Genomic DNA, 24,480 nt, shown 5'->3' with positions numbered 1-24,480 from the left:
TGCCGGCCGGGCAGTGCGGCGGCTCCAGGATCGCGGAGCCGCCGCGCACCGCATCCAAGCGCTGCTGTTACGGCGCCATCTCGTACGCCCCGGACAGGGCTTCGACACGCTCCCAGACCCGCGCCGCGCGGGCCTCATCGACGACGGGGCGGCGTACGGCGCCCAGCGCCCAGGCCTGCTGCGCTTCGGTGGCGGAGTCCTTGCCGTGCAGTTCGACGGCGTGTCCGGAGAAGTCGCGTATGAGGACGGAGAAGAGCTCGTCGAGCACCGACTCGTCCAGGTCCGTCAGGCGGGCCTGTTCCAGGATCAGCTGACCGTGCACCACCAGCGCGAACAGCTGGCCGACGGAGAGCAGGAAGTCGAGGTCGCGGCTCTGCTCCTCGTCGGGGGCCATGGTGGCGACGAACTCGCTCAGGGCGTCGGCCTGCTCCCGGAAGCGGGCGACGTTCGGCAGTTCGGCGTACGCGTCGTAGGCGGGGCGCCAGTCGTGGAAGCGGACCGAGCCGAGGCCGCGGGCGGGGCCCTGCCGGAAGAGGAAGGCGTCGTCGGCCGCGTCGAGGCGGGTCGGCACCGCGGGGTATTCGACCGGCTCCAGCAGGTGGTTGCGCATGAACTTGAGGATCAGCGCGAGGTTGACGTGGACCGTGCCTTCGAGCTTGGGCAGGCTCCGGATCTCGACGGCCGCCTCGGCGAAGTAGGTGTCCTTCTCGAAGCCCTTGGCGGCGATGACGTCCCACATCAGGTCGATGACCTTCTCGCCCTCCGTGGTCACCTTCATCTTCGTCATCGGGTTGAAGAGGAGGTAGCGGCGGTCCTCGGGACCGGCCGACCGGAAGTAGTCGACGGCGCGGTCGCTGAACAGCTTCATGCCGACGAGGCGGACGTACGCGTCGGCCAGCTCACGGCGCACGTGCGGGAAGGCGGTGACGGGGCGGCCGTAGAGGATGCGGTTCTGGGCGTGGGTGACAGCCTCGTACATCGCGTGCTCGCAGATGCCGATCGAGGCGGTGCAGAGGTTGAACTTGCCGACGTTGACGGTGTTCAGGGCCGCGTCGAAGGCGGCGCGGCCGGTGTGCAGGACATCGTCCGGGGACACCGGGTAGTCCTCCAGGCGGAACTCGCTGACGTACTTGGAGGAGTCGACGACGTTCTGCACCAGGTGGTACGCCGGGTGCCGGCTGTCGGCCGCGAAGAAGACGTACCCGTCCGGGCCGTCGATGTCGGTGCGCCGGCCGAAGACGGAGACCAGCCCGGCGGCGTTGCCGTTGCCGATGTAGTACTTGGAGCCGGTGGCGCGGAAGCCGCCGTTGCCGTCGGGCTCCAGCAGCATGTCGGTGGAGTAGATGTCGGCGCCGTGGGTCCGCTCGGACAGCCCGAAGGCGAAGACCTCTCCCTGCGAGAGGAGTTCGGCCGCGCGGCTGCGGGCGGTGGCGTTGTCGCTCTGCCAGACCGGGCCGAGACCGAGGATGGTCACCTGCCACGCGTACCAGTAGTCGAGGCCGTAGAAGCCGAAGATCTCGTTGAGGGCTGCGATGCGCGCGGTGTCCCAGCGCTGGTCCTCCTGTCCGGCGGCGGAGGCCGGGGTGAGGAAGGTGGAGAACAGGCCCTCCTTGGCGGCGAAGGCGAGGAAGTCCCCGAGCCAGGCGCGGGAGCGGTAGTCCTCGATCAGCTTGCCCTTGCCGCGCTCCTCGAACCAGTCGACGGTCGCGCGGAGCAGCCTGCGGGTCTCGGGGTCGAAGTGTGCAGGGTCGTAGGTGTGCGGGTTGAACAGCAGGGAGTCGGCCATGGAGTTCACCTTTCGGAGGAGACGTAGAGGGGAGAGGTGAGAGCTGAGTCGTGTGGTGGTGCGTGCGCTGACCGGTGGGGCGCGCTGCGATGCGGTTCAGGCTGAAGGTGGTGTCACGCCGAGGCGGTGGAGGGTGGCGAGGACGTCGTCCAGCCAGGCGATCGTCATCCGTTCGAATGCGATGCCGCCGCGGAGCACGACGTGCTGGAGCTCCTGTCCTGCGTCGAGCGGGGCAGGGGCATCGGGGCCGGTGAAGTCACGCAGTTCCCCGGCCAGGTAGTGCGCGAGCCGGTCGCTGTGCACCTGGTGGTGCCGTTCGACCTCGCGGATCAGTGCGGCCGGGTCGTCGAAGGCCGCGCCCCGGATCTTCACGGCCAGGTCGTGACGCAGGCTCTCGGGTTCGATCGGCTCGTGCAGCCACCGGGCGAGGGCCTCGCGGCCGGGAGCGGCGACGGAGTACTCCTTCTTGTCCGGCCTCGCCTGCTGCGGGACCTCGCGGACGGTGAGCAGGCCGTCGCGTTCCATGCGCCCCAGGACTCGGTAGATCTGCTGGTGTGTGGCGGTCCAGAAGTAGCCGATGGACCGGTCGAACCGCCGGGCCAGTTCATAGCCTGAGCCGGGCATCTCCAGCAGTGAGACGAGGATCGCGTGGTCGAGCGCCATGCCCCGATACTGCTATGCAACTCGTTGCATAAACAAGCGCCCGGCCTCCCGATGAGACGCGGCTCACCCTCTGAGGGCCTGCGGTCCGTGGATGCGGTCGGGGAGTCCACAGCCGCGGTGCCGGCGGGGGGAGGAGGGGGCCGCCCCGGTAGCGCTCGGAGAAGCCTCACTCCGCGCAGCCCACGCCCGTCAGCTGGCAGTGGGCCAGGAGCGCAGCAGCGTGGCGATCTTCGCGGCGGTGCAGGTGGGGTCCAGGAGGAGATCCCTCAGGGCGACTGCGTCGTCGCGGGTGGGCTTGACCGCGATTCCGGTGGCTTCGAGGTACATGACGCCGGTCGCGGCGGCGACGGCGAGGTTGGAGCGCTCCAGCCAGTGGCACCGCCCCAGGGTGTGCACGAGGGCGGCTGCCTTGGCGTACGGGCCGTTGTAGACCGGCTGCTCGAAGAGCTCGGCCCGGTGGCGGGCGACTGCCGAGACGGGGACGCCGTAGTCGTCGGGGGCGGGATCGTTGGCGCCGGCGGCCTGGGCGACCTGCAGGATCCAGGGGACGTCGATGTGCAGTTCCATCAGGCGGCGCGCTCTCCGCGACGAGTTTCCTGTGCGTCCTCGGCCTCGTCGAAGACGTCCTGGTGCTCCGAAAGGAACCGGGCGGCCGCGTCCACGGCGCGGGCCCGCAGACCGCTCACGTCGTCCTGAACGAGGCGGGCAAGGTAGTCCCCGATGCTCAACCCCAGATCGGCGGCACGCTTCTTCGCAAGCTCTGCGACATCCTGATCGACCCGTGCACCCAGCTGCGTTTTGGCCATAGCAGCATGGTAACAGTTGTTACCACCCCTGTGGGAGCGCTTCTGAGCGGCGACCGGAAGCCGGCCCTGGGCAGCGATCCTCGACAAGCAGCGGATCCGGGCGGACTTCCGGCTGTACCTGACGGCGACCCACGGATCCTGGCTGCGCCCCGGCCACAGAAGGGCGCGGACGGCCAGGATCCGGAGATCGCGTCGATGACCAACGACCCCGGCAGTCGAGCTGTCGGAGGCGATCGAACGGGGCATCATCGGCGAGGAGGACTACTTCGACAACCCCGCCCCACCACGAACCCCGATCTCGCCGCCGCCCCCAGCCACTTGGAAGGCCCGTGTCCGCTCTCACCGCCCTCGCCAAGCTTTGCCCGCCTCCGGCATTCCCATCCCTAGGCCCGGATTGGGACACCGTCGAGGCCGATCTCGGCATCACGGCGTACGGACCCGGCCAGTTCTGCGGCTTCATCACGCTCTACCAGCCGTACGGCAGCCGCGAGTGGGCGGATCTGACCGGCCCCATGCCCGCCCGGCTCCGGGATCAGATCGACGAGGTCCGCCGGGCAGCCCGCAACCCCTGGCCCCTACCCCACGATCCGTCGCACCTGTTCTCCATGGGTGTCACGGGGAACGGCGACTACCTCTTCTGGGTCACCCGGCCCGAGGACAAGCCCGAGGAATGGAAGGTCGCTGTCAACGAGGCCCTGCGCCGACCGTGGTTCACCTACGACGGCTCCCTCACCTCGTTCCTCCTCCACGTCCTCAGCGGAACCACGCAGGTCCCGATCTTCCCCGGGGGCCTCCTCGACAGAGGCCTCTTCTTCACCCCCGCTTCCGCCCGCGAACCCGCCCCGGAGTCCGTACCGCCGCGCTCCGCCAGCCCACGGCTCATCCGCGCCTGGGCACGCGACAACGGCTACCCGGTTGAGGACCGCGGACGTATCCCTCCTGAGATCACGCGGGCCTGGGAGCGAGCGGCCGGCAACTGAAGCGGATCTTCACCGGGCTGGTGTCCGGCGGCTAGGCGACTGCTCACGCGGGGTTCGAGGTCGCCCATGCGCGGAACAGTCCTGAAGCCAGCCGAGGGCCTGCTCCGATTCGTTCATGACAGAAGATGCTAGGTGAGTCGCGAACCGGGGGACGCGGAAGGGGCAACGCCTGCAGGCCAGGCCTGCCGCAGCGGAGGCAGCGAAACGGGTAGGCAGTCGGTCTGCTCTGCGGAGCCGACTTCATCGGCTCTGCCGGCGGCTCCCGAGAACGCTCAGTCGGCACGTCACCGTGTCCGAGGAGCCCGGTGAGGGGACGGTGCAGTCCTGCCGACCTTCCATCCCAGACCCGCGCCGACGCCACCTTCGAGCGAGTGGTGGCGCGGCTACCGTCGGTGGACGGCGTAGGTCAGGTGCGTCACCCGCGACGACGGCTGCGATCGGACCTGTTCCAGCGCGACCCTGGACGCGTCCACGCCGTTGAACAGGCGGGTGCCGGCGCCGAAAAGCACCGGTGACAGAGTGATCGAGAACTCGTCGACGAGGCCGGCGTTCAGGTGTTCCAGGATCGTCGCGCCGCCGCCGGCGATGCGGACGTCGCGGTCGCCGGCGGCCTCGCGGGCCTGGTCGAGGCCGTGCTCGATGCCGTCGTTGACGAAGTGGAACGTGGTGCCGCCGGGCCGCTCCCAGGGGTCACGCTTGGTGTGCGTCACGACGAAAACCGGGGTGTGGAAGGGCGCCTCCTCCGGCCATGCCTGCTCACCGAGGTCGAACATGCGCTTGCCCATGACGCTCGCGCCGGTGCGCTCGAACGTCTCCCGCGTCACCTCGTTGTCGCGGCCTTCCTCGCCGCCCTCGCCCAGCTTCAGGTTCTCCCGGATGAACCGCAGCGGGAACATCCACTGCTGCAGCTCCATCCACTGCGCCATCCAGCGCCGAACGTCCGGGTCGTCCTGCTTGTCGGGCGCGAAGAGCTCGTCCTCAACGGGCACGGACTCGGGCGCGATGAAGCCGTCCAGCGACATCGACACGCTGAAGAACACTTTCCCGGCCATCAGCCCTCCGCCCCCTTCCTCGCGAGCTCGGTGACGTAGGCCGCCAGGCTGCTCAGGGTCTGCCGGCCGCCCTCGATCGCGTGGTACTTCTCGACCGCCTCGTCGCGCAGTTCCTTGGTGGGGAACACCGTGCGCATCACGATCCGGGTCGCCGCGCCGTCCGGCGCGAAGGTCAGGACCGACTCGAAGGCGTTCGGGTCGTCGCGGGACTCACCGTGCAGCAGCGCGATCCGCTCCGGCGGGACGATCCGCAGCCAGCGGATCCACTCGGAATAGTCGGTCCCGTCCGGCCCGTGCAGCACGAAGTCCCACTCCCCGCCCTCGCGGAACTCGAAGGACCGCGTGGTGGTGGTGAACCCCTCCGGACCCCACCACCGCGACAGGTGCCGGACCTCGGTGAACGCCTCGAACACCAGCTCCCGCGGTGCGTCGATGACCCGGGAGATCACGATCTCCCGGTCGGCGGTCGCTGGCTCCGGCCGCGTTTCTCTCCTTGCCCCTGACATCGCTCATTCCTCCTGCCGTGTCTGCTTGAGGTCCTGCACGTAGGTGTCCAGCCGGTCGAAACTCTCGTTCCAGAACCGCTCGAATCCGCCGACCCACTCGTGGACCTGCCGCAGCCCGCGGGCGTCCAGGCCGTAGAGGCGCTGTTTGCCCTCCCCGCGGACCCGCACCAGCCCCACCTCCCGGAGCACCCGCAGGTGCTTGGACGCTCCCGACTGGCTCATCCCCAGCTCCTGGGCCAGGTCGGTCACCGGCCACTCGCCCGCCCGCAGCAGCGCCAGGATGTCCCGGCGCTGCGGCTCGGCGATCGCGTTGAACGCGTCCGACGTCGTCGCTGCTCGTGCCATGACAGCCATCATATTCCTATATCGGAATACGTTCAAGCCGGTTGCGAGGGCTCGGAAACTCAAGGTCAACAGTCCTCGGCGAAGACGAATGCCTGGGCTTCAGGCGGGCACATCGGCCTGCAGTCGGAAGCGCTTGGTGTCGACCCAGCGGTAGCAGTGGGAGCCCTCGGCGAAGTCGAAGTCGAAGTCGAAGTCACGGAAGTTGATAAGGGGGCTGTCCAAGTGGACGAGGGCGGGCACCGGTTCCCGTATCTCCATCAGCGACCTGGGCAGGAGGCACGGTTGACTTGCTCCGTACCCATCCACAACGCCCCCACTCGCGCATAGATTGGTGGGATGGGGCATTCGCGCGTCGAGCGGATTGCGGAACTGGCGGACGAGGGGCGGTTCGGCGAGGCGCTGGAAGAGGCGCTGGAGCTGGTCCGTGAAGTCGAGAATCCGGTCACGCTGGGGCAGGTCGGATTCCTCCTGGAGCAACTCGGCCGTTGGGCGGAGGCCGAGGAGTGGTTGCGGCGGGCGCTGAACGACGATCCCGGCTACGTCACCCGCCACATGCAGCTGGCGCTGTACTCACACACGTCCATGTCGGCGGACCTGCACCACATGCTCGGCCGCGTGCTCCAGCGGCAGGGCAAGGCTCATGAGGCGAAACTGCACTACCACCTGGCCAAGCGGTCCGACCCGACGGTGGAGCTCGACCCTCTGCATGTGGAGATCATGAGTGCCGGGGATCTGGAGGACCATCCGGACTACGACCGGGCGCCGGCACAGCCGCCCGGCGGTGCCACCGAGTTCTTCGAGTACCTTCTGTCGCTGGGCTCGCCGGAGGAGATCCGGCAGGCCTGGACGCACGCGCCCCTCGACGACGCCGGCCAGATGATCGCGCTCGTCGCCGAGAACCTCCAACGACAGGGGAAGTTCCTCCTGGCGGCTCGGCTCCGGGTGATCCTGGACATCGCGCTGGACGATCCCGACGTCGGCGACGCCGGCTGGGAGACGCAAGGAGCCGCGCACGTCCAGCGGCTGCTCGACCTCTCGGAGATGCGGCAGGACCAATCGGTGGGAGCCGCGGAGGCGGCCCTCCTCGCGGGCGGGATCCCGGTCCCTGCGGGGGACGTGGAAAGGCTGCTCCAACTGGTCTGGCGGTTCATCCGCAATGACGCCGGCACCGGCCTGGTGATCGCGGAGACGGTGCGTCCGGCGCTCGCCGCCGTCGGACGGGAGGCGCACGCCGCGCTGCTCGTCGGCCGCGCGCAGTTCGGGACCGGACGCCTCGGGGCCGCCGCCGATACGCTCGGCGCGGCCGTGGAGGAACTGGCGGACGGCGATCCCTGGCTCGCCGACGGCCTCGTCTCACTCGTGGTCGTCCACCAGAGGCTCGGCCGGCACGCGGAGGCGGCCGCGGTCGAGCGGCGCCTGGATTCCATCCCGGTCGAGGAGTCCGACACCGCCGACCTGGGCGGCATCCTGGACCGGGCAGAGCGGCTCATCGAGGACGAGCGCACGGACGAGGCGCTGGCCCTGCTGCGTGAACTCGTCCCCGCCGCCCACAGCACCTCGGCCATCAGGAAATGGGTGCTGATCGGCAACGCGCACGCCTCCCGCGGCGAACTCGCACAGGTCTCCGAGGCGTGGCGGACGGCGCTGTTCCTCGCGCGGTACTCCAGCGGCCTGGCCGATCAGTGGCCGATCCTCATGGGCCTGGGCCGCATCAGCATGGCCACCGGGGACCGTACGGCGGCCCGCGAGTTCTACGAGTCCGCTCTGGAGCAGGCCCGGCACGACCCGGAGCGTGAAGGCCTGGCGCTGCTCCAGCTCGGCATCCTCGGGGTCGAGGACGATCCCGAAACGGCGGTGGCCGCCGTCACCCGCAGCCTCGATCTGTTGGGGGGCGAGAACCCGGCCGAGAGGCGGGACGACCACGCCAACGACCGGGCGGGCGACCACGGCGACCGGGCCGGCACCCGGCCGGCCGAGGAGCCCGCGCCGCGCACGGCGTCCGTTTGGCGGCGCCTGCGGTATCGGAGGCAGCGCCGCAGGGACAGGGAATCGGCCGCGGCACTGGCCGAGGTGGAACGGGTAGGCCGCCTCCTCCCCGTGGACGAAGCCGACCGCGCCCGCTCACCCGGCCTGGTGATCGCCGCGGACATCCTCGACTTCCTGGAGAACGTCGACCGGCTCCTGCCGCTCATCCTCCCCCCGGGCCGGCGGGCGTTGGCGGCACTCGTCGCCGCCGATCTCGCCGATTACGTCGGCGATCTCCCGCTCGCCATCGACCTGGCCGGGCGCGCCCTGCACATCGCGACCAGCGGCAAGTTTCGCGAGCTGGACGCCGAGCGGCTCGCCAGCGTCTGCCTCGGCCGGCTCGTGCGACTCGACGGGGACTTCGAAGCCGCGCGCGGCCACTTCGAGCGCGGCGCGGCCTGTGCCCGAGCGCTCCACGACATCGACGGCGAGGCTGATGCCCGAGGCCGACTGGCCGTCACCCTACGCCTGCTCGACCTCCCCGATCTGGCCCTGGAGCACTACACGTTCGTGATCGACGTCGCCGAGAGGCGAGCGGACCACACCACCGCCGCGCTCAATCGGCTCAACATGGCCCAGTCCCTCATCCTGCTCGCCCGACCGGAGGCGGCCACCCCGGTGATGGAGCAGGCCATCCGCGGCTTCGTCGGCCAAGGCCTGGACGAGCTCGCGGACTTCGCCCTGCGGGTGCTCGCGGTACGGCTGCGCGATCAGACGCCCTCCGACGACATCCGGGCAGCACTCACCGCGCTCGGTACCACGGTGACCTCGGAGTTCGCCGGCAACGCGTGGACCTTCGAGCATCTCCACCTGGCGATGTCGCTCGCCGAGGGCGGTGAGCACCAGTTCGCTCGCGACCTCCTGTCGGCCATGGCCGCAGGCCTGGAACGGGCGGGCAACCCGGAGATCACCGTCGTGGGACAGGTCGAGGCCGCCCGCATTCTCGCCGGGACCTTCCCTGCGGACGCCTGGGACCTGGCGCAACGGGCGCTCACCGCGGCGCTGAACCGCACGTCCCAGCCCCGGCTGGCCACGGACTGCCGCATGGTCCAGCTCGACATGGCCTTGGCCCAGAACTGGGACGATCGGGCCGACGCGCTCATCCCGGTACTGCTCGCCGACTGGCGGGACCTGCGCCGCAAGCTGTCGGCGGACGTGATGCGGATCGCGCTGGCCGACCATATGACCGTGCACCTGCGCGTGGCGGTCGCCCGTCTCCTCCAGCGGGGCGAAACCGCCCGGGCCTTCGAGCTCTGGGACGCGCTCCAGGCCCCGGCGTTCAGCGACCTGCTGCCCCCGGACCATCCGGAAGCCCGACGCGCGATCGATGCCGAAGGGGTCGACGGCGTACTGGCCCTCGGCGAGATCGAAGGGGAGATCGTCGGCTTCGTCCACCGGCGGCCGTTCGAGGAAGAGCCCGTCGCCGTTCCGACCGGCATGTCCGCCGTCGATCTGCAGGCGCTGCTGGGCGTCTTCCGCCGTGAGGTCCACCTCTTCCACGGGCATGGATCCCGGTCGTGGATCCGGCTGTCCCAGCCGCTCCTCGCCGCCGTCGGGCCGCACCTCCCGGACGAGGGGACGCTGCTCGTGGTACTGGACGCGGATGTGCAGGAACTGCCCGTCCACGCCGTTCCACTGCCCGGCGGCGGGACCCTCGCGAGCCGGTTCAACGTGGTGCACGCACCGAACCTCACCGGATTCACGGCACTGCGCGGGCGAGCACGAGCCCACCCGGAGGGCGCGTGGCCGAGCCTGTTGACCGTAGGCGTGGCCTTCCCCGACGAGGCTCGCGCCCTGGCGATCGCGCACGGCGGGCTCTGCCTGTCCGGTCGCACACTGCCCAAGGAGAGGATCCACCGGGCGATGGCCGACGCCGACGTCGTGCACTTCGCCTGCCACGGCTTCTTCGACGTCGAACGGCCACTCGACTCGGGGTTGCTGCTGACATCGGGGCCCGGTGTGCCCGACCGTCACGGGGTCCTGTCGCTACGGGACTTCGCCAGTCGGCGGATCACCACGCAGCTCATCGTGCTCAGCGCCTGCGAGACGGGCCTCGGCCGTCCCTCGCCCACCGACTACCTCGGTCTGGCGCGCGGGCTGCTGGCAGCGGGCGCGGCGGCCGTCCTGGTCTCCCTGTGGAAGATCGACGACTTGGCCACCCAACGGTTCATGCTCGACTTCTACCGCGAACTGTGGCGCGCGGCAGACAACGGACACCTCGAACCGGCAGGCGCGCTCAGCCGCACCCAACGCAAGTGGGCAAGGACGCGGCCCGCACAGGAGTGGGCGGCGTTCCGCTTGGTGGGCCGCCCGGAGCTGTTCGACGGAAGGAAGGCATGAACGGCGAAGAGATCGTCCTGGAACCGATCGACCAGGCAGCCCTGCGCTCGGGCGAGGGCACGGCCATCTGGGAGACCGTCCGCGGCAAGCGCAACCGCATCTCCATCGGCCACGCGCCCCTCGCGGACCCAGCCGGACGCCTTGACCCCGCGACGGCGACCGCCCTCGAGCGCGCCTACCCGCCGCCGGCGCACACGCTGTCCCTCCTCCCCCTGTCCCTCACTCTGCTCCCGGACCGCCACTGCCGTTTCGTCTCCGCCGACCTCGTCCTGACGGCAGAGGAAGGCCCGGAGGAAGGCCCGGAGGACAACCTGGCAGAAGCCGCGCAGGGAGACCTGCGGGAAGCGCTCTTCGTCCGCCTGGAGCCGTCCGAACGCATCCACACGATCGATGTGACCAGGGCGAAGGCGACGCTCGGCGCTTCCCTCTCCGATCCCCTGTTCTCCGTGGTGAGCGCCGAACTGACCCCCCGCACGGAGGAGTCCAGGCTCACCAGGACCGAGGTGTCACTGGAGAGCTTCGGGACCGGCACCCCCGAGGCGGGCTGGCGTCTGACCGCGACCAGCTCCCGCGAGCTACCGCTGACCACCGACGGCCTGCTGGCGGTCCTGGCACGCCCCCGGACCCACTCCGGCGGCGTCCGGCTCAACGTGGTCGCCGAGATCGAAATCCACACGCCCGGCGACCGCTGGCTCACCTGGATCTTCAAACGCAGCTCCCCGCCGTCCGTCACCCGGACCATCACACTGGGCTGACCACCGCCTCACTTCGGCCCCCGCACTCGCGTGGCCGGCCGCGCGGGCTGCCCGTCGTTCAGGCATCTACGCTTGTGCCCCATCAGGTCGTCGAGACGGATGACCGGTCGCGGAACGGAGCATGTGGTGCCAGCGGGCCAAGCGGGGCAAGAGAACGACGGAGAGCTGGTCGGCAAGGTACTCGGGGGGCGCTACCGGGTGACCTCCGTGGTCGGCCGCGGCGGCATGGGTGTGGTCGCACGAGCCGTCGACGAACTGCTGGCCCGGGAGGTCGCCGTCAAGGTCCTGCGGGCCTACACCGACGCGAGCGAGTCCGAACTGGCCGACCTGCGCAATCGGATGGAACGCGAGGCGCAGGCCGCCGCCCGCATCCGGCACAGCGGGGTGGTCACCGTGCACGACGTGACCCAGGAGCGGGGCCTGCCGGTCATCGTCATGGAACTCGTCGACGGACCCTCGCTCGACGATGTGGTGGCGCAGCGCGGCGCGCTCGACCCGTACGAGGCCGCCGCGATCGGCGCCAAGCTGATGGACGCGCTCGACGCCGCGCACCGGGCGGGCGTCCTGCACCGGGACGTGAAGCCGGGAAACGTGCTGCTGGAGCGGGGCGGCCGGGTCGTGCTCACCGACTTCGGCATCGCCACCATGGAGGCTTCCGGCGACGAGGCCATGGCCAAGCTGACCCGCAGCGGTGAGCTGGTCGGCTCGCTCGACTACCTGCCGCCGGAGCGCGCGCAGGGCAGGGAGCCCGGCCCCGCCTCGGACATCTGGTCGCTCGGGATGACCCTGTACGCGGCGGTGGAGGGCGTATCGCCGTTCCGCCGCACTTCGGTGTGGTCCACGCTGGCCGCGATCGTCGCCGAACCGCTGCCCGAGCCCAGGCGGGCGGGGCCCCTCGCCCCCGTGCTGCTGGCGCTGATGGCGAAGGAGCCGGAGCGCCGGCCCACCGCCGATCAGGCCCGCGCGATGCTGGAGCGGGTGGCGGCGGGCGGGGCCGGCGCGCAGCCCGTGCAGCCGGTTCCCGTCGCCGGGGTACCGACCCCGACGGCGCCGTCCGTCGTCGTGGGGCCGCCGGTCGGCTTCGGGCCGCCGCCCGTCGTCGGTGGCGGCGTGGGCGCCGTATCGTTTCCGCAGCCCCATGTCCCGAATCCCGACAACGGATTCCCCCAGCTGGGCCAGCCGCCGACCGCCGCAGGGAACCCCGAGGTCGCGGACCGGGCGCGCCGCCGCAGCCGTATCGCGATAACCGTGGCGGCCGTCGCCGTTCTCGCCGCCGGCGGTGTCGCCTACGCCGTGACCACGGGGGGCGGCGGCGAGGTGCAGGCTGTGGCGCCGACGCCGTCGGTGTCCGGCAGCGACTCCCCGCCCGCCGACGGCCGGCCGGGCGCCGCGGACAGCCCGGGGCCTTCTCCCTCCGGCTCCGGGCCCAAGGCCAAGCCGTCCGCCTCCGCCTCCGCTTCGAAGAAGCCCGGCACGGCACCGCCCTCCGCGACGGCGTCCTCGCCCACCCCGGCCCAGCCGAGCTCCGTACCGACGGGCTGCGCCGGCTGGACCCACAAGGACCCGAAGCCGGGCACCTACGGCTACATTTCCGGCGACCACCACCTGCTGGCCGCGCCGTACCAGCAATGCCCCGCCGGTGCCCTGGTCAAGGACGGCACGAAGCTCTGGTACCACTGCTACACCGTCAACTCGTACGGCAACCAGTGGACGTACGTGCGCGTGGACGGCACGAACGCCACCGGGTGGCTGTACAACCGCGATCTCACCGGCCAGAAGGGCTCGTCCCCCGCGTGTTGACCTCCGGCCCCCACCCGCCTCACGCTGTGGGTTCGAGCGGCCCTCCGCATGGCCCTCGGCACGCGGAGCGCCGGGGCACTCTCGCTGTCCGCCTCCGGCTCACCTCGCGCGGAGCAACACCACCCCTGGAGGGGCATCATCGGTACATTCACCCCTGACCGGCCCACCCAGCCCGCACGGCCCCGCCGGGCGACCGGAATCGGCAGGGTGCTGCTGGGCGGCGTGGGGGGTGTCCTGCTGACCGTCGCACTCCTGACAGTTCTGTGGTGGCCACAGAGCGAGGTGACGTACCGCAGCAGTGCTCCCTCATCCGTGGCCTATGCCGACGAGTCGCCGCACTTCCTGACGCTGGTGCACGAACACAACCTGTCCGGGCGACACTCCTACAAGATGGTGATCGGCAGGTACTCCGGCGTGTCCTACGGACACTGGGTGGACATCGACACCACCCTGGGCGCGAAGGGCATCGAATCCACCGCGTGGACGGAGGCCGGAGTAACTGTCCGCTTCCCGACCGGTCACGAGGTGTTCGTCCCAGCTCGCTTCTTCATGTTCGGCAGGTGACCCCGAGAGGTCTCGACGAACCGCGTTTCTCCGAACAGCGACCTTGACTGCACAAGTCGCCCCTTCCCGCGGTGCGGTTGTGCGAGTCGCCCGGCAGGGGACGCGGCGGACCGGCTCTTCGGGGCATCCGCCGGCCGGAAGCAGCGCGGCGCCGCGGCTGTGCCGCGGGTTCGGGATATCTGTGGTGGCAGGTGGCGGTCGGCCATGACCGTAACCGTCCGTGTCTGGAAAGGCAGGAGCCCGGTGACCGTCCAGCCCGTTCCCGAGGGATATCCGCGCGTCACGCCGTACCTCTGCATCGATGGAGCCGCAGCCGCCATCGACTTCTACGTCTCCGTGCTCGGCGCCCGCGAGCGGATGAGGATGCCCGCGCCCGGCGGCAGGATCGGGCACGCCGAGCTGGAGCTCGGGAACTCGGTCGTCATGCTCGCGGACGAGTACCCGGACATCGGGTTCCGCTCACCGAAGGCGGTGGGCGGCACGCCCGTCACCCTGCACGTGTACGTCGAAGACGTCGACGCCGTCTTCGCCGAGGCCCTCGCCCGGGGGGCCACACAGCTCAGGCCGGTCAAGAACGAGTTCTACGGTGACCGCACCGGGCAGTTCGAGGACCCCTTCGGCCACCGCTGGAACGTCGCCACGCACATCGAGGACGTTTCGCCGGAGGAGATGGAGAAGCGGTCCGAGGACGCGATGCGGTCCATGGAGTCCACCTCAGACGGTGGGTGAGGCTCCGTCGGCGGCCAGCGCCGCTGGGCGCAGGCCGCCGACGGGTCCACGAACACGCGGGATGGCGGGCGGGCAGGTCAGGCGACCAGGTTCCACTTCTGGTTCGCGTTCCCCGTGCACCACCATAGAAGAACGGGCGTCGCGTCCGCCGAGCTGTGGTCGCGTACGTCCACGCACTTGTCGGCCGGGATGTTCACCAGGTCGCGGGTGACCGCGTTGTAGTTGAACCTCTGCGCCCCGGTGCCGTTGCACTCCCACAGTTGGACCTTGGCGCCCGGCTCCGTCGAACCGCCGTTCACGTCGAGGCATTTGCCCAGCGCCCGGATCGTGCCGTCGCCCGGCAGGGTCCAGCGTTGGGCCGGCGTGCCGTTGCAGGCGTAGAGCTGGACCTGGGTGCCGTTGGCGGTCTGGGACCCGGCCACGTCCAGGCACTTGCCGGCCAGGCCGACGAAGGCCCCGGTGGTGCCGCCTGCGCCGCCCGGGGTGGTGACGCGGACGTAGTCGACGACCAGGCTGTTGGGGAACGGGGTCGAGCCGTCCGGGTTGCCCGGCCAGTCGCCGCCCACGGCGAGGTTGAGGATGAGGAAGAACGGCTTGTCGAACGCCCACGGGCGGTCACCGAGGTCGGCCGGGGTCCTGCGCTGATAGACCTGACCGTCCACGGACCAGGTGATCGAGCCGGGCTCCCAGTCGACGGCGAAGGTGTGGAAGTCGTCGGCGAAGACCCGGCCGCCGGGGAGGGTGTACGCGGCGCCGATACCGCCGGCACCCGAGTAGCCGGGGCCGTGGATGGTCCCATGGACGGTGGAGGGTTCGTAGCCGACGTTCTCCATGACGTCGATCTCGCCGCTGTTCGGCCAGCCGACCTGGCCGATGTCGTGGCCGAGCATCCAGAACGCCGGCCACATGCCCTGCCCGCGCGGCACCTTCATCCTGGCCTCGACGTGCCCGTACGTCTGGGTGAAGCGGCCGGCGGTGTTCAGTCGGGCCGATGTGTACTCGCAGCGGCCGTACCAGCACTGGTAGTTGCCCGGATTCTCGCGTCGGGCAGTGATCACCAGGTTGCCCTGGCCGTCCAGCGCGGCGTTGGCGGCACCGGCCGTGTACCACTGGCGCTCGTGGTTGTTGACGTTGTCGCCGGTCTCGATCTGCCATCTGCCCGGGTCCACCGACGCCCCGGCCGGGCCGTCGAAGGTGTCCTCGAAGGTGACGGCCGAAGCCATGGCGGCCGAAGTGGCGGCGGGCGGCGATCCGGGCGCCTCGGCGGCGGTGGCGGGCCCCCAGCCGAGGACTGCGGTCAGGGCGGCCGTGGCGAGGGCCGCCAGGCGTAAGCCTCGGATACGGGTGGGGGGCGACGTGGGGGGCATGGGGCCTCTCTTCACCTTGTGGTCCAGACCTGACCTGGGGGGAGTGAAACCTTCCGGACATGCCCCTGTCAAGAGTCTGAGAGCGCTCTCGTGCCTCGACGGGGGGCTGTACGGCGGGTGTGCAGCGGGCCCGGCGGGAAAGCGTCCCAGGTCGGGCGGTTCAGACGCGTTGGGCGCGGTGGAGGAGGGTGTGGAGTCCGTGGGGTCGCAGGGCGGCTCGGGCCGCGTTCGCGCCCGGGGCGCCGTGGACGCCGCCGCCGGGGTGGGCGGCCGCGGAGGCGAGGTAGAGGCGCTTGACGGGCGTCTCGGGCCTGCCGGTGCCGGGGGTGGGGCGGAAGATCGCCTGTTGGTGGAGGGCGGCGGTGCCGTTGTTGATCGCTCCGTTGTGGAGGTTCTCGTTCATGGCCTGGAGGGTGGTGGGGGCCAGGATGCGACGGGCGCCGATCAGCGCACGGAAACCGGGTGCGAACCGTTCCACCTGCGCTTCGATGCGGTCGGCCAATGCTTCCTGCTCGCGGGCGTCCCAGCGGCCGGTGATGCGGTCGGGGCCGGCGTCGGAGGTGATGTGCTGCGGGAGGTGGGTGTAGGCCCACGCCGATTCCGTGCCGGCCGGTGAGCGGCTGGGATCCGCCGTGGTCATCTGGCCGAACAGGGCGAACGGCTCGTCGGGAACCTGTCCCATGGCGATCTGCGAGGCGAACCGGGTCAGGCCGTCGATGCCGTCGGCCACGTGGACCGTCCCCGCTCCGGCGGCCTGCGGCGCCGTCCACGGCACCGGGCCGGTCAGCGCCCAGTCGACCTTGAAGGTCGCGAAGTCCCACTGGAAGCGTTCCAGGTCCCGCAGCAGGCGGGCCGGAAGGTGCTCCTCGCCGACGAGGTCCCGGTACAGGGCCGGTGCCGACGTGTCGGCGAGGATGGCCCGGCGCGCGTCGACCGTCTCCCCGCCCTCGGTCCTGACCCCGACCGCCGCGCCACCGCGTACGACGACGGAGGCAACGCGTTCCCCGCAGCGCAGAACGCCTCCGCGGCGCTGGAGGCGCCTCACGAGCGCCGCGGTCAGGGCACCGGCCCCTCCGACGGGTACCGGAAAGCCGTGGCTCTGGCCGAGCATCGACATCAGCCAGCCGAAGCCGCCGCTGCCGACGGCCTCGGGGGCCAGGTCGGCGTGGAGGGCGTTGCCGGCCATCAGGAGCCGGCCGCCCTCTCCGGCGAACTCCTCCTCGCCGAAGCGGCGCACCGGCAGGGCGAGGTTCCGGGCCAGCCGGAGTCCGCCCGCGGCCCGCAGCTTCGCCGCGAGCCGGAGGCCGGACCGGACCGGGGGGAATGGGGTGAACAGTGCTTGGACCAGGTCAGGACCGACACGGCTCCAGACCCGGTACATGTCCCGCCAGGCGTCCCCGTCGGGCGCCGCGAATCCTGCCAACCCGGCCGCGGTCCCTTCCACGCGACGCTCCAGCACCGCGCACCTGCCGTCCCTCAACGGATGGGCCAGGACGGACGGGGCATGGCTCCAGCGCAGGCCTTCGGCGGCGAGGTCGAGGCGGGCGAGGACCGGGGAGGCGGCGGCCAAGGGGTAGAAGGCGCTGAAGAGATCGGAGACGTAGTCAGGGTGAACACCGCGGTCGCTGCGTACCGCGCCACCGGGCTCCGGCTGTGCCTCCAGGACTTCCACGCTCCAGCCGGCGTCGACCAGCAGGTTCGCGGCCACCAGCCCGTTCGGGCCCGCGCCGATCACCACCGCGTCAGGCATGGCGGGCCCCTGCCCCTGCCCCTGCGTGCTCCTGCTCCACGATCCTGGCCAGGCGGGCCAGCATCCCTCGATGCCGGAGCTGGAGCAGGGCTTCGATGGCGGGGTTGTGCAGGGCGCCGCCCAAGCCGCGCAATGGGTGCTCGTCACAGACGACCAGCGTGTCCTCGCCCCACGGCCGCAGCTGGAGGAAGATCCTCGCGGTGCCCAGAGCCCTGAGCGACGCCTCCAGTTCCAGCTCCCTGCCCGGCTCCCGGTGGCGTACGGTCGTCACCCCTTCTGCCGCCCAGGGCCCCAGCCGCACGGTGTAACGGAGCCGGGAGCCGACCTCGGGCCAAGCCTGATCGAGCGGTGAGGACTCGGACGGGCCCACCACCCATTCCCCGTACAGGGTCGGATCGGCAAGCACCGCCCACACGGCGTGCGGGGGCCGGTGAATCAGCTGGTTTCGGACGGCCATGAGAGAAGTCCTTCTGCCGGAACGGAGAGCGTGCCGGGACCACCGCGGATCAGCGGGCGAGGCCCATCATGTGCCGGAGCTCAGCTCGGACCTGGAAGCACCGGGCGTGCGAAACGGAGCGCGCACGGGTGCAAGCGCCTCTACCGCTGGTCCTGCCATCGTCCCACCGTTCGCCCAAGTGGTCGCGTCGGCTCCGGAACCGCCGTATCAGCAGCGGGACTGGCGTGACGTAGCCGACGTGCCGATGCCGTTGGCGGGGCCCGCCCCTCACGGCCCCGGCAAGGGCGAATGCAACGCACTGCACCCCCGATCCCAGGCCTCGAGGATGTGGATCGCGAGGCGGTCCTCCAGCAGGACGGTAGCCGCGCAGCCGAAGGCAACGTCCGCCTCGAGGCCCGGCTCGTCGGCCAGCAGGCCTGCGATGACCTCGTGGCGTACGACCTGTTCGTGAACGGCGTCGGCCTCCACGTGTTCGGCGTAGAAGTGCTCGGCGGCAGGCCCCGCTCCGACGCGCCGCATGGCCTTGGCCATGCGCCTGGACCCCGGCGAGGAGGTGACCTCCACGCACGCGAAGTGGCCTACGAGAGCGCCGCGCAGGGCACGGTGGAGCCCGAAGAGGGACATCAGGTTCACGGTTGCCAGCAAAGGCGCCGGCGCGCAGTCCAGGTACCGGCCGTAGGCGGCATCCAACTCCAGGTCGGCCATGAGGTCCGCGAAGAGCCGTGCGTGGATGCGCTCGGCCCGGCCGGCGCCGAACTCGTCGTACTCGATGGCGACCATGGCGGCCTTGGCCCGCCCGGTGAGCCGGGGGATGACCCAGGCGTGCGGGTCCGCCTCCTTGAGGTGGTAAAGGGAGCGCAGGGCTGCGTACTCGCGCAACTGCCAGCGCCGGCCCTCGGTTTCGAGGAGGCGGCTCACGCCGCCCGAGGGGTCGGCGGGCTCGACGAGGAGCGGGGCGAAGGCCTCCTCGACCGATCGGGGAGCGTCGGGCAGCTCGGTGCGCAGGGCGTGGAGGAAGCGGGTCTCCAGCGACTGGCGCAGCCGCAGCAGGTCCGGGTCCCATTCCCGCTCGTCGTCCACGCCGTCGAAGCCGCGGTAGTGCAGCTCGTACAGCAGGTACAGCGCGAGCTGGAGGTCCTCACCCCACGGGTCTGCCTTCAGCACGGCAGCCGCAGCGTACACCGGCGGGCCGCCGTGTCTCAGGGCCGCCGCCACGGCGCCGGACAGCTCGCCCCGCCCCTCGACCAGGCGGGGGCCGGCGGTTGCCGTCGCGCTCGGGCCGGCCGGGGTCATCGGGCTTTCCTGTCTTCGGGCGGCGAGTCGGCTCGCTCACGACGGCGGTGGCTGGTGTCGCACCAGGGGTAGGTGCGGCTTCGGCGGCAGGTGCACACCGCGACCATGAAGCGGTCGGACCGGGCGACCGTCCCGTCGTCCAGGACGATCTCGACCGGGCCCTCCACCAGGACCGGGCCCTGGGGGTCCACGGACATCCGGCGGGCGTCCGCCCGTAGGGAGGTCCGGGCCTGGGCGCTGTCAGAGGGACTGGGCACGGATGATCACCAGCTCTTCCCACTCCTCGGCTTCGGCGGCCAGACCCTGTTGCTCCAGCCAGGCCCGTCGCGAACGCAGGACCGGGCCCCACGGCACCGAGGCCCTCGCGGTGACCCCTGCGGCCAGCCCCGCTCCGGTCAGGCGGTCGAGCGTCTCCTCGGCCCCACACATCCCCGAGTGCACCATGAGCAGGACACCCCCACGACGCAGCAGGGCCGGGGCTCTCGCGCAGATCCGGTCGATGACCGCGCGCCCGTCGGGGCCGGCGTCCCAGGCACGCTCCGGCCCGTGCGACGGGAGCCGGTCGCCAGGGGCGGGGACGTATGGCGGATTCGCGACGACCAGGTCGAAACGGCGCCCCGCGGTGCGTGCCGCGAAGTCGCCGTGCAGGACGCGCACGGGCAGTCGCAGACGCAGGGCGTTCAGCCGCGCCGTGACCACAGCGGGCCAGGAGACGTCGACCGCCGTGACCCGGGCTCCCCTGCCCGCGGCGCGCAGGGCCAGCGCACCGGTGCCCGTACCGATCTCCAGCGCGTCGGTCCGCGGCCCGAGCTCCTCATGGGCGAGTGCCTCCCCGAGGAGAAGGGTGTCCGACTGTGGCTGGTAGACGCCCGGCAGGGACATCAGCGGGGCTGGCAGCGCGGGCAAGGACAGAGTCGTACCGGGCAACGGGCACCTCCGGATTCGAATGCGGCCCGCGGAGCGGACCGCTGCAATTGCCGACATCCAGCGACTGCCCTCGACGAAGGGGCCCAGTCAAATTCTCGTCGATCTTCAGAGGATCAGACAATATCGAACCTCTCGGTTCCCCAGCGGCCGCATTCCGTCCCCACCGGCAAACATGGGGAAAAGCGCTCCTTGACCCTTCGGCAGAATTTCGGCAGGAATATGACTTGCACCTGCCGCTCCATCGGGCGCATGCGGAGTCTCCCCTTTTGCGATGCGCACACCGTTGTCGCGATCACTGCTCCATGCGGTGGCGGTCCTGCTCGCTCCAGGCGCGGGTTTCTCGGGGCTGGACATACGGTTCCTCGTCCTCGGGCAGGCCGCCGGCGATCGCCCGCTGGCGGGCCAGCTCCGCGTCGAACTCCAACCCGAGGAGGATCGCGAGATTGGTGATCCACAGCCAGACCAGGAAGACGATCACACCGGCGACCGTGCCGTACGTCTTGTTGTAAGAAGCGAAGTGCGCGACGTAAAAGGCGAAGCCGGCCGAGGCGATCATCCAGATCACCAGGGCCAGGACACTGCCCGGCGTCACCCACCTGAATCCGCGGCCCTTGGCGTTCGGCGCCGCCCAGTACAGGAGCGCGATCATGATCGTGACGAGGAACACCAGGACCGGCCATTTCGCGATCGACCACACCGTCAGGGCGCTGTCGCCGATCCCCAGGGCGGTCCCCGCCTGCCGTGCCAGGCCACCGGTGAAGACGACGATCAGCGCGCCGGCGCAGGCGAGGACCATCAGCGCGACGGTGAGCGCCAGGCGCAGCGGCAGCACTTGCCACACCGGTCGGCCTTCGGGCATGTCGTAGACGGCGTTCGCCGAGCGGATGAACGCGGCCACGTAGCCGGAGGCGGACCACAGCGCCACGACGAGACCCACGATCGCCATCAGCGACCCGACGCCGCTGTGGCCCTGCAGCTGCTCGACCGCGTCTCTGATCACGTCCCGGGCGGAGCCGGGAGTCAGCTGCTGCAGGTTGTGCAACAGCCGCTCGGTCGTCGACTCACCGGCCAGGCCCAGCAGGGAGACGAGAACCAGGAGGGCGGGGAAGAGCGCCAGCACCCCGTAGTAGGTCAGGGCCGCGGCGCGGTCGGCCAGCTCGTCGTTCCGGAACTCCTTGACCGTGCCGCGCAGTACCGCCCTCCAGGAGCGCGCCGGCAGGTCCGAGGGCTGATCCGGGGCCCGCTCCTCGACCAGCCCGCTCGGGCCGGCCGCGGCGTTCCGCTCGGCATCGGCGCGTTCACGGTCGCTGCCCTGGCCCCGGTTCGGTGAGGGTGTCATACCCAGCGGCTTTCCACCCCGGCGCCACTCATGCCGGTACGGCACTCGGAAGCTCATTCCCTCGTGCGAGGCGCGTCTCGCGGATCCGGATTTCCCAAGCCAGCCATTGCGGCGGAAGGAGCGATAGAGGAAGCCTGACGCCATCGCCATGAGGCCTAGCGCGAAGAGATAGCCGTAGCTCCAGCCGAGCTCCGGCATGTGCTCGAAATTCATTCCGTAGACACCGGCGACCATGGTGGGGATCGCGAAGATCGCGGCCCAGGCGGAGATGCGCCGCATGTCGTCGTTCTGCCAGGTGCCCACCCGGGCTTGCTGCGCGTCGAGGACCGAGTTGAGCAGTTCGTCGAGCGTCCGCACTTCGGTGTCGGTGCGGTGCAGGTTGTCGGCCACGTCCCGGAAGTAGGGCAGGATCTTCGCCGGACGCTCGCCCTCGGCCAGACCGCTCAGCAGGCCGGGCAGGACCGGGACCAGCGGCTGTACGGCGTCACGGAACTCGCGTACCTCCCGTTTCAGGGAGTAGATGTCCTCGGTGTGGTCGATGCGGGAGGACGAGAAGACGCGGTCCTCCAGCCGGTCGAGCGTGGCGCGCACCGTCTCGGCGGCCTCGCTGTAGGCGTCGACGACGACGTCGAGGACGGCATGCAGAACCGACAACGGGCCAAAGCGCAGCATGGACGGCTCTACTTCCAGCCTGCGGGCTGCTTCGGCTGCGGGATCCACCTCGCCATGACGGACAGTGAGTACGTAGCGGGGCCCGACGAAGAGCATCAACTCGCCGGTCTCCACCGCCGCTTCCTCCTCGACGTACCAGAGAGTTTTCAGCGCGACGGCCAGCACGTCGCCGAAGCGCTCTCTCTTCGGCCGCTGGCGCGCTTGAACGGCGTCCTCGACGGCCAGGGGGTGCAGGCCCAGCTCCTCGGCCAACTGCACGAGCTCCCTTTCGGCCGGGTCGACCAGACGCACCCAGCCGAACTCGCCGTCGCCCAGCCCGCGCAGCCGCTTCAGCACCAGTCGGCAGGCCTCGTCTTCAAGTCCGCACTCGACCGTCTCCGACCGGCCCGACCGCTCCTCGTACACCACGCATTCCATACGCCGCGCATGCTTCGGAACCTCGATTTCATGCGCACCCGCGGGCTGCTCGCACGCATGTTCCAGCCACCGTTTCTCGGCTGCAAGTGGGTACGCGGACCGGATGACACTGCCAGAGGAACTCTTGTCCGAATCCGCGGTGCGGGAGGCCATCGGGTGGCTCGTCCATGCCATCGAGGCGGCCGGCGCTCTGGTCATCTTCGCGGAGGCCGTGTGGGCGGTCGCGCGATTCGCCACGACCGGAATCCGCAGGCGATCGCTCATCAGCGAGTTCAACCAGATCCGACTCAGCCTGGGCCGCTTCCTCATCCTCGGCCTGGAATTCCAGCTCGCGGGCGACGTCCTGCGCACGGCGGCCGCGCCCAGCTTCACAGAGATCGGGCAGCTGGCAGCCATCGCCGCCATCCGCACCATCCTGAACTTCTTCCTCACCCGGGAGATCGCGCAGCAGCCGGCGGGATATCGGACCAGGACGCAGGGGCACGCTGCCGCGGCTTCCGCATCGTCTCGGACTGAGCCAAAAAGGATGAGCCGCATCGCTTGCGACATCAAAGAGAGGTGCGCGGGTAGCCGGACTGCATGGATCCCAACCATCACACCCCGCTCCGCGCTGTCGCGCTCGTCTGCACCCTCTTCCCCTCCCCCGCTCCCTCGAGTTCTCAGCTGCTGGCCGAGCAGACCATGGCCGCCCTCGCCGAGCACGGCGTCACCGGGAAGACCATCCGGATCGCCGACCACGAAGTGAAGTCCGGTGTGAAGACCGACATGGGCGACGGAGACGCCTGGCCGGAGATCCGGGACACGGTCCTGGGCTGCGACATCCTGATCGTCTCCACGCCCATCTGGCTGGGCCACCCGTCGAGCATCGCCCAGCGGGTCCTGGAGCGGCTGGACGCGGAGATCTCCGAGACCGACGACGAGGGCCGCATGCTCACCTACGGCAAGGTCGCCGCGGTGTGTGTCGTGGGCAACGAGGACGGCGCGCACAAGGTCGCCGCCGACCTCTTCCAGGGCCTGAACGACGTCGGCTTCTCCCTCGCCCCGAACGCCGTCACCTACTGGGTCGGCGAAGCCATGCAGGGCACCGACTACCAGGACCTCGACAAGACCCCCGCCAAGACCGCCGCCACCGCGGCCACTCTCGCCGCGAACACGGCCCACCTCGCCCGCCGTCTCAAGGCAGCCCCTTACCCGGCGAGTTGATCCACGGATTCGCTTCTCTTCGTGGGCGCCGAGAGGCGCGCCCGCGACCAGAAGGACCAGAAGTACCCCCGCCCATGAGCCCGACGGAACGAGACATCGCATGGTCGACCACGCCTCGAACTCGACCGAGCAGCTCGTCGCCATCCGCCGCTTGGACGACAACAGCGGTCGATACCGCTCGGCATGGCGGCTGACGACCTGAACCGGCTTGAGCACGACGCGCGTCGACCACCCTGACCGCCGTCGGACTGGCCGGGGTAGCCCGGGCAGCGATGGCTGGCTGGGTGGACTGGGCGGACCTGCCGCCCGAACAGGCCAGGGCCGGCCTGGCACACGCGTTCTCCAACGTCGCTGCAGCGGCCTGCTACACCGCGTCCCTGACGGCGCGGCTCCACGGCCGCTCGGCGAAGGCCCGCATGTGGTCGGCCGTGGCCGTCAGCGGTGCGATGGGTGGGTACGTGGCCCACCGGCAGGCCGTGGGAACGTGCGCGCCCGCCGGCAAGCTCGTCGCCGATGTCTCGCCCGACCCGTGCGGCCTGCTCCTCGTAGACCGTCTCGCGCAGGAGCCTGTCGGCGTCGCCGAGTTCGAAGTCCACGGTCCCGTTCAGCTGTTGGAACCCATAGAGGCGGCCGATTGGACCAAGCGAGATAAGGCAGCGTCTCACCGGACGTGCCGGCCACCGACACACTCCCATCGAAGTGCC

Annotated in this window: 22 protein-coding genes and 2 pseudogenes; 8 read left to right on the top strand and 16 right to left on the bottom strand. The window is 70.6% G+C overall.

What is annotated here, in order from left to right; genetic code table 11:
* Positions 1–67: 67 nt before the first annotated feature.
* The 4 genes from ACFWBN_RS08875 to ACFWBN_RS08860 all read right to left on the bottom strand — a co-directional run bounded on the left by ACFWBN_RS08875 (position 68) and on the right by ACFWBN_RS08860 (position 3,255).
* Entirely contained in the window at positions 68–1,786 is a 1,719-nt protein-coding gene (locus tag ACFWBN_RS08875; RefSeq protein WP_385172784.1) for an acyl-CoA dehydrogenase family protein, read from the bottom strand.
* Positions 1,787–1,882: 96 nt separating this feature from the next.
* The gene (locus tag ACFWBN_RS08870; protein ID WP_385172781.1) at positions 1,883–2,449 is read right to left on the bottom strand and encodes a PadR family transcriptional regulator; all 567 of its coding nucleotides are present in this window, start codon (positions 2,447–2,449) and stop codon (positions 1,883–1,885) included.
* 189 nt (positions 2,450–2,638) lie between these two features.
* Positions 2,639–3,016, bottom strand: a complete 378-nt coding sequence (locus ACFWBN_RS08865) for a fic family toxin-antitoxin system, toxin component (RefSeq protein WP_385172778.1) — start codon at positions 3,014–3,016, stop codon at positions 2,639–2,641.
* Positions 3,016–3,255 carry a hypothetical protein gene (locus tag ACFWBN_RS08860; RefSeq protein WP_385172776.1) on the bottom strand — a complete coding sequence of 80 codons (240 nt, stop codon included), beginning with the start codon at positions 3,253–3,255 and terminating at the stop codon, positions 3,016–3,018. Before ACFWBN_RS08860 ends, ACFWBN_RS08865 begins: the two co-directional genes overlap by 1 nt.
* A 329-nt stretch (positions 3,256–3,584) precedes the next feature.
* Between ACFWBN_RS08860 and ACFWBN_RS08855 the strand changes: the two genes are divergently transcribed.
* Entirely contained in the window at positions 3,585–4,235 is a 651-nt protein-coding gene (locus ACFWBN_RS08855; RefSeq protein ID WP_385172773.1) for a histone-like nucleoid-structuring protein Lsr2, read from the top strand.
* Between the two features lie 383 nt (positions 4,236–4,618).
* On the opposite strand, the gene ACFWBN_RS08850 is transcribed toward ACFWBN_RS08855, so the two are convergent.
* From ACFWBN_RS08850 to ACFWBN_RS08835, 4 genes are all read right to left on the bottom strand, one after another.
* Entirely contained in the window at positions 4,619–5,287 is a 669-nt protein-coding gene (locus ACFWBN_RS08850) for a dihydrofolate reductase family protein (protein WP_385172770.1), read from the bottom strand.
* A complete protein-coding gene (locus ACFWBN_RS08845; RefSeq protein WP_385172765.1) occupies positions 5,287–5,793 on the bottom strand; it encodes an SRPBCC family protein in 507 nt (168 codons plus the stop codon). The genes ACFWBN_RS08850 and ACFWBN_RS08845 overlap by 1 nt, the downstream gene beginning before the upstream one ends.
* Positions 5,794–5,796: 3 nt before the next feature.
* Complete coding sequence (locus tag ACFWBN_RS08840; protein ID WP_385172759.1) at positions 5,797–6,138, bottom strand: ArsR/SmtB family transcription factor; 342 nt, start codon at positions 6,136–6,138, stop codon at positions 5,797–5,799.
* Between the two features lie 99 nt (positions 6,139–6,237).
* Positions 6,238–6,360, bottom strand: coding sequence for a hypothetical protein (locus tag ACFWBN_RS08835; RefSeq protein ID WP_385172757.1), 123 nt, complete (start codon positions 6,358–6,360; stop codon positions 6,238–6,240).
* A 114-nt stretch (positions 6,361–6,474) separates the two neighbouring features.
* On the opposite strand from ACFWBN_RS08835, the gene ACFWBN_RS08830 reads away from it, so the two are divergent.
* The 5 genes from ACFWBN_RS08830 (at position 6,475) to ACFWBN_RS08810 (ending at position 14,351) form a co-directional block, all read left to right on the top strand.
* Positions 6,475–10,503, top strand: coding sequence for a CHAT domain-containing protein (locus tag ACFWBN_RS08830; protein ID WP_385172754.1), 4,029 nt, complete (start codon positions 6,475–6,477; stop codon positions 10,501–10,503).
* On the top strand, positions 10,500–11,258 hold the full coding sequence (locus tag ACFWBN_RS08825; protein WP_385172751.1) for a hypothetical protein: 759 nt from the start codon (positions 10,500–10,502) through the stop codon (positions 11,256–11,258). The genes ACFWBN_RS08830 and ACFWBN_RS08825 overlap by 4 nt, the downstream gene beginning before the upstream one ends.
* A 126-nt stretch (positions 11,259–11,384) precedes the next feature.
* Positions 11,385–13,058, top strand: a complete 1,674-nt coding sequence (locus tag ACFWBN_RS08820) for a protein kinase (protein WP_385172747.1) — start codon at positions 11,385–11,387, stop codon at positions 13,056–13,058.
* 222 nt (positions 13,059–13,280) lie between these two features.
* Positions 13,281–13,622: a hypothetical protein gene (locus ACFWBN_RS08815; RefSeq protein ID WP_385172745.1), complete on the top strand. Its 342-nt coding sequence runs from the start codon at positions 13,281–13,283 to the stop codon at positions 13,620–13,622.
* A gap of 243 nt (positions 13,623–13,865) precedes the next feature.
* Complete coding sequence (locus tag ACFWBN_RS08810) at positions 13,866–14,351, top strand: VOC family protein (protein ID WP_385172743.1); 486 nt, start codon at positions 13,866–13,868, stop codon at positions 14,349–14,351.
* Positions 14,352–14,428: 77 nt separating this feature from the next.
* Here the strand turns inward: ACFWBN_RS08810 and ACFWBN_RS08805 are convergent, their stop codons facing one another.
* From ACFWBN_RS08805 to ACFWBN_RS08770, 8 genes and pseudogenes are all read right to left on the bottom strand, one after another.
* On the bottom strand, positions 14,429–15,718 hold the full coding sequence (locus ACFWBN_RS08805; RefSeq protein ID WP_385172740.1) for a ricin-type beta-trefoil lectin domain protein: 1,290 nt from the start codon (positions 15,716–15,718) through the stop codon (positions 14,429–14,431).
* Positions 15,719–15,878: 160 nt separating this feature from the next.
* Complete coding sequence (locus ACFWBN_RS08800; protein ID WP_385172737.1) at positions 15,879–17,468, bottom strand: phytoene desaturase family protein; 1,590 nt, start codon at positions 17,466–17,468, stop codon at positions 15,879–15,881.
* Positions 17,461–17,925: an SRPBCC family protein gene (locus tag ACFWBN_RS08795; protein ID WP_385172733.1), complete on the bottom strand. Its 465-nt coding sequence runs from the start codon at positions 17,923–17,925 to the stop codon at positions 17,461–17,463. The genes ACFWBN_RS08800 and ACFWBN_RS08795 overlap by 8 nt, the downstream gene beginning before the upstream one ends.
* 267 nt (positions 17,926–18,192) lie before the next feature.
* Positions 18,193–19,218: an iron-containing redox enzyme family protein gene (locus tag ACFWBN_RS08790; protein ID WP_385172730.1), complete on the bottom strand. Its 1,026-nt coding sequence runs from the start codon at positions 19,216–19,218 to the stop codon at positions 18,193–18,195.
* Positions 19,215–19,475 (bottom strand): CDGSH iron-sulfur domain-containing protein, encoded by a 261-nt coding sequence (locus ACFWBN_RS08785; protein ID WP_385172727.1) that lies wholly within the window; start codon positions 19,473–19,475, stop codon positions 19,215–19,217. Before ACFWBN_RS08785 ends, ACFWBN_RS08790 begins: the two co-directional genes overlap by 4 nt.
* Positions 19,459–20,100 carry a HemK2/MTQ2 family protein methyltransferase gene (locus ACFWBN_RS08780; protein WP_385173096.1) on the bottom strand — a complete coding sequence of 214 codons (642 nt, stop codon included), beginning with the start codon at positions 20,098–20,100 and terminating at the stop codon, positions 19,459–19,461. The genes ACFWBN_RS08785 and ACFWBN_RS08780 overlap by 17 nt, the downstream gene beginning before the upstream one ends.
* A gap of 337 nt (positions 20,101–20,437) precedes the next feature.
* Positions 20,438–21,484: a YihY/virulence factor BrkB family protein gene (locus tag ACFWBN_RS08775; protein ID WP_385173093.1), complete on the bottom strand. Its 1,047-nt coding sequence runs from the start codon at positions 21,482–21,484 to the stop codon at positions 20,438–20,440.
* Between the two features lie 120 nt (positions 21,485–21,604).
* Positions 21,605–22,573, bottom strand: a pseudogene (locus ACFWBN_RS08770) (magnesium and cobalt transport protein CorA); the annotation flags it as partial.
* A gap of 103 nt (positions 22,574–22,676) precedes the next feature.
* On the opposite strand from ACFWBN_RS08770, the pseudogene ACFWBN_RS08765 reads away from it, so the two are divergent.
* Positions 22,677–22,955: pseudogene (locus ACFWBN_RS08765) on the top strand (DUF1622 domain-containing protein); the annotation flags it as partial.
* 197 nt (positions 22,956–23,152) lie between these two features.
* Positions 23,153–23,776 (top strand): flavodoxin family protein, encoded by a 624-nt coding sequence (locus tag ACFWBN_RS08760; protein ID WP_385172724.1) that lies wholly within the window; start codon positions 23,153–23,155, stop codon positions 23,774–23,776.
* The last annotated feature ends 704 nt before the right edge of the window (positions 23,777–24,480 follow it).

This window comes from Streptomyces sp. NPDC059989, from assembly GCF_042736975.1.
Lineage (GTDB): Bacteria > Actinomycetota > Actinomycetes > Streptomycetales > Streptomycetaceae > Streptomyces.
Note: the sequence above shows the minus strand (reverse complement) of the source record. Positions and strands in the feature narration are given on the sequence as shown.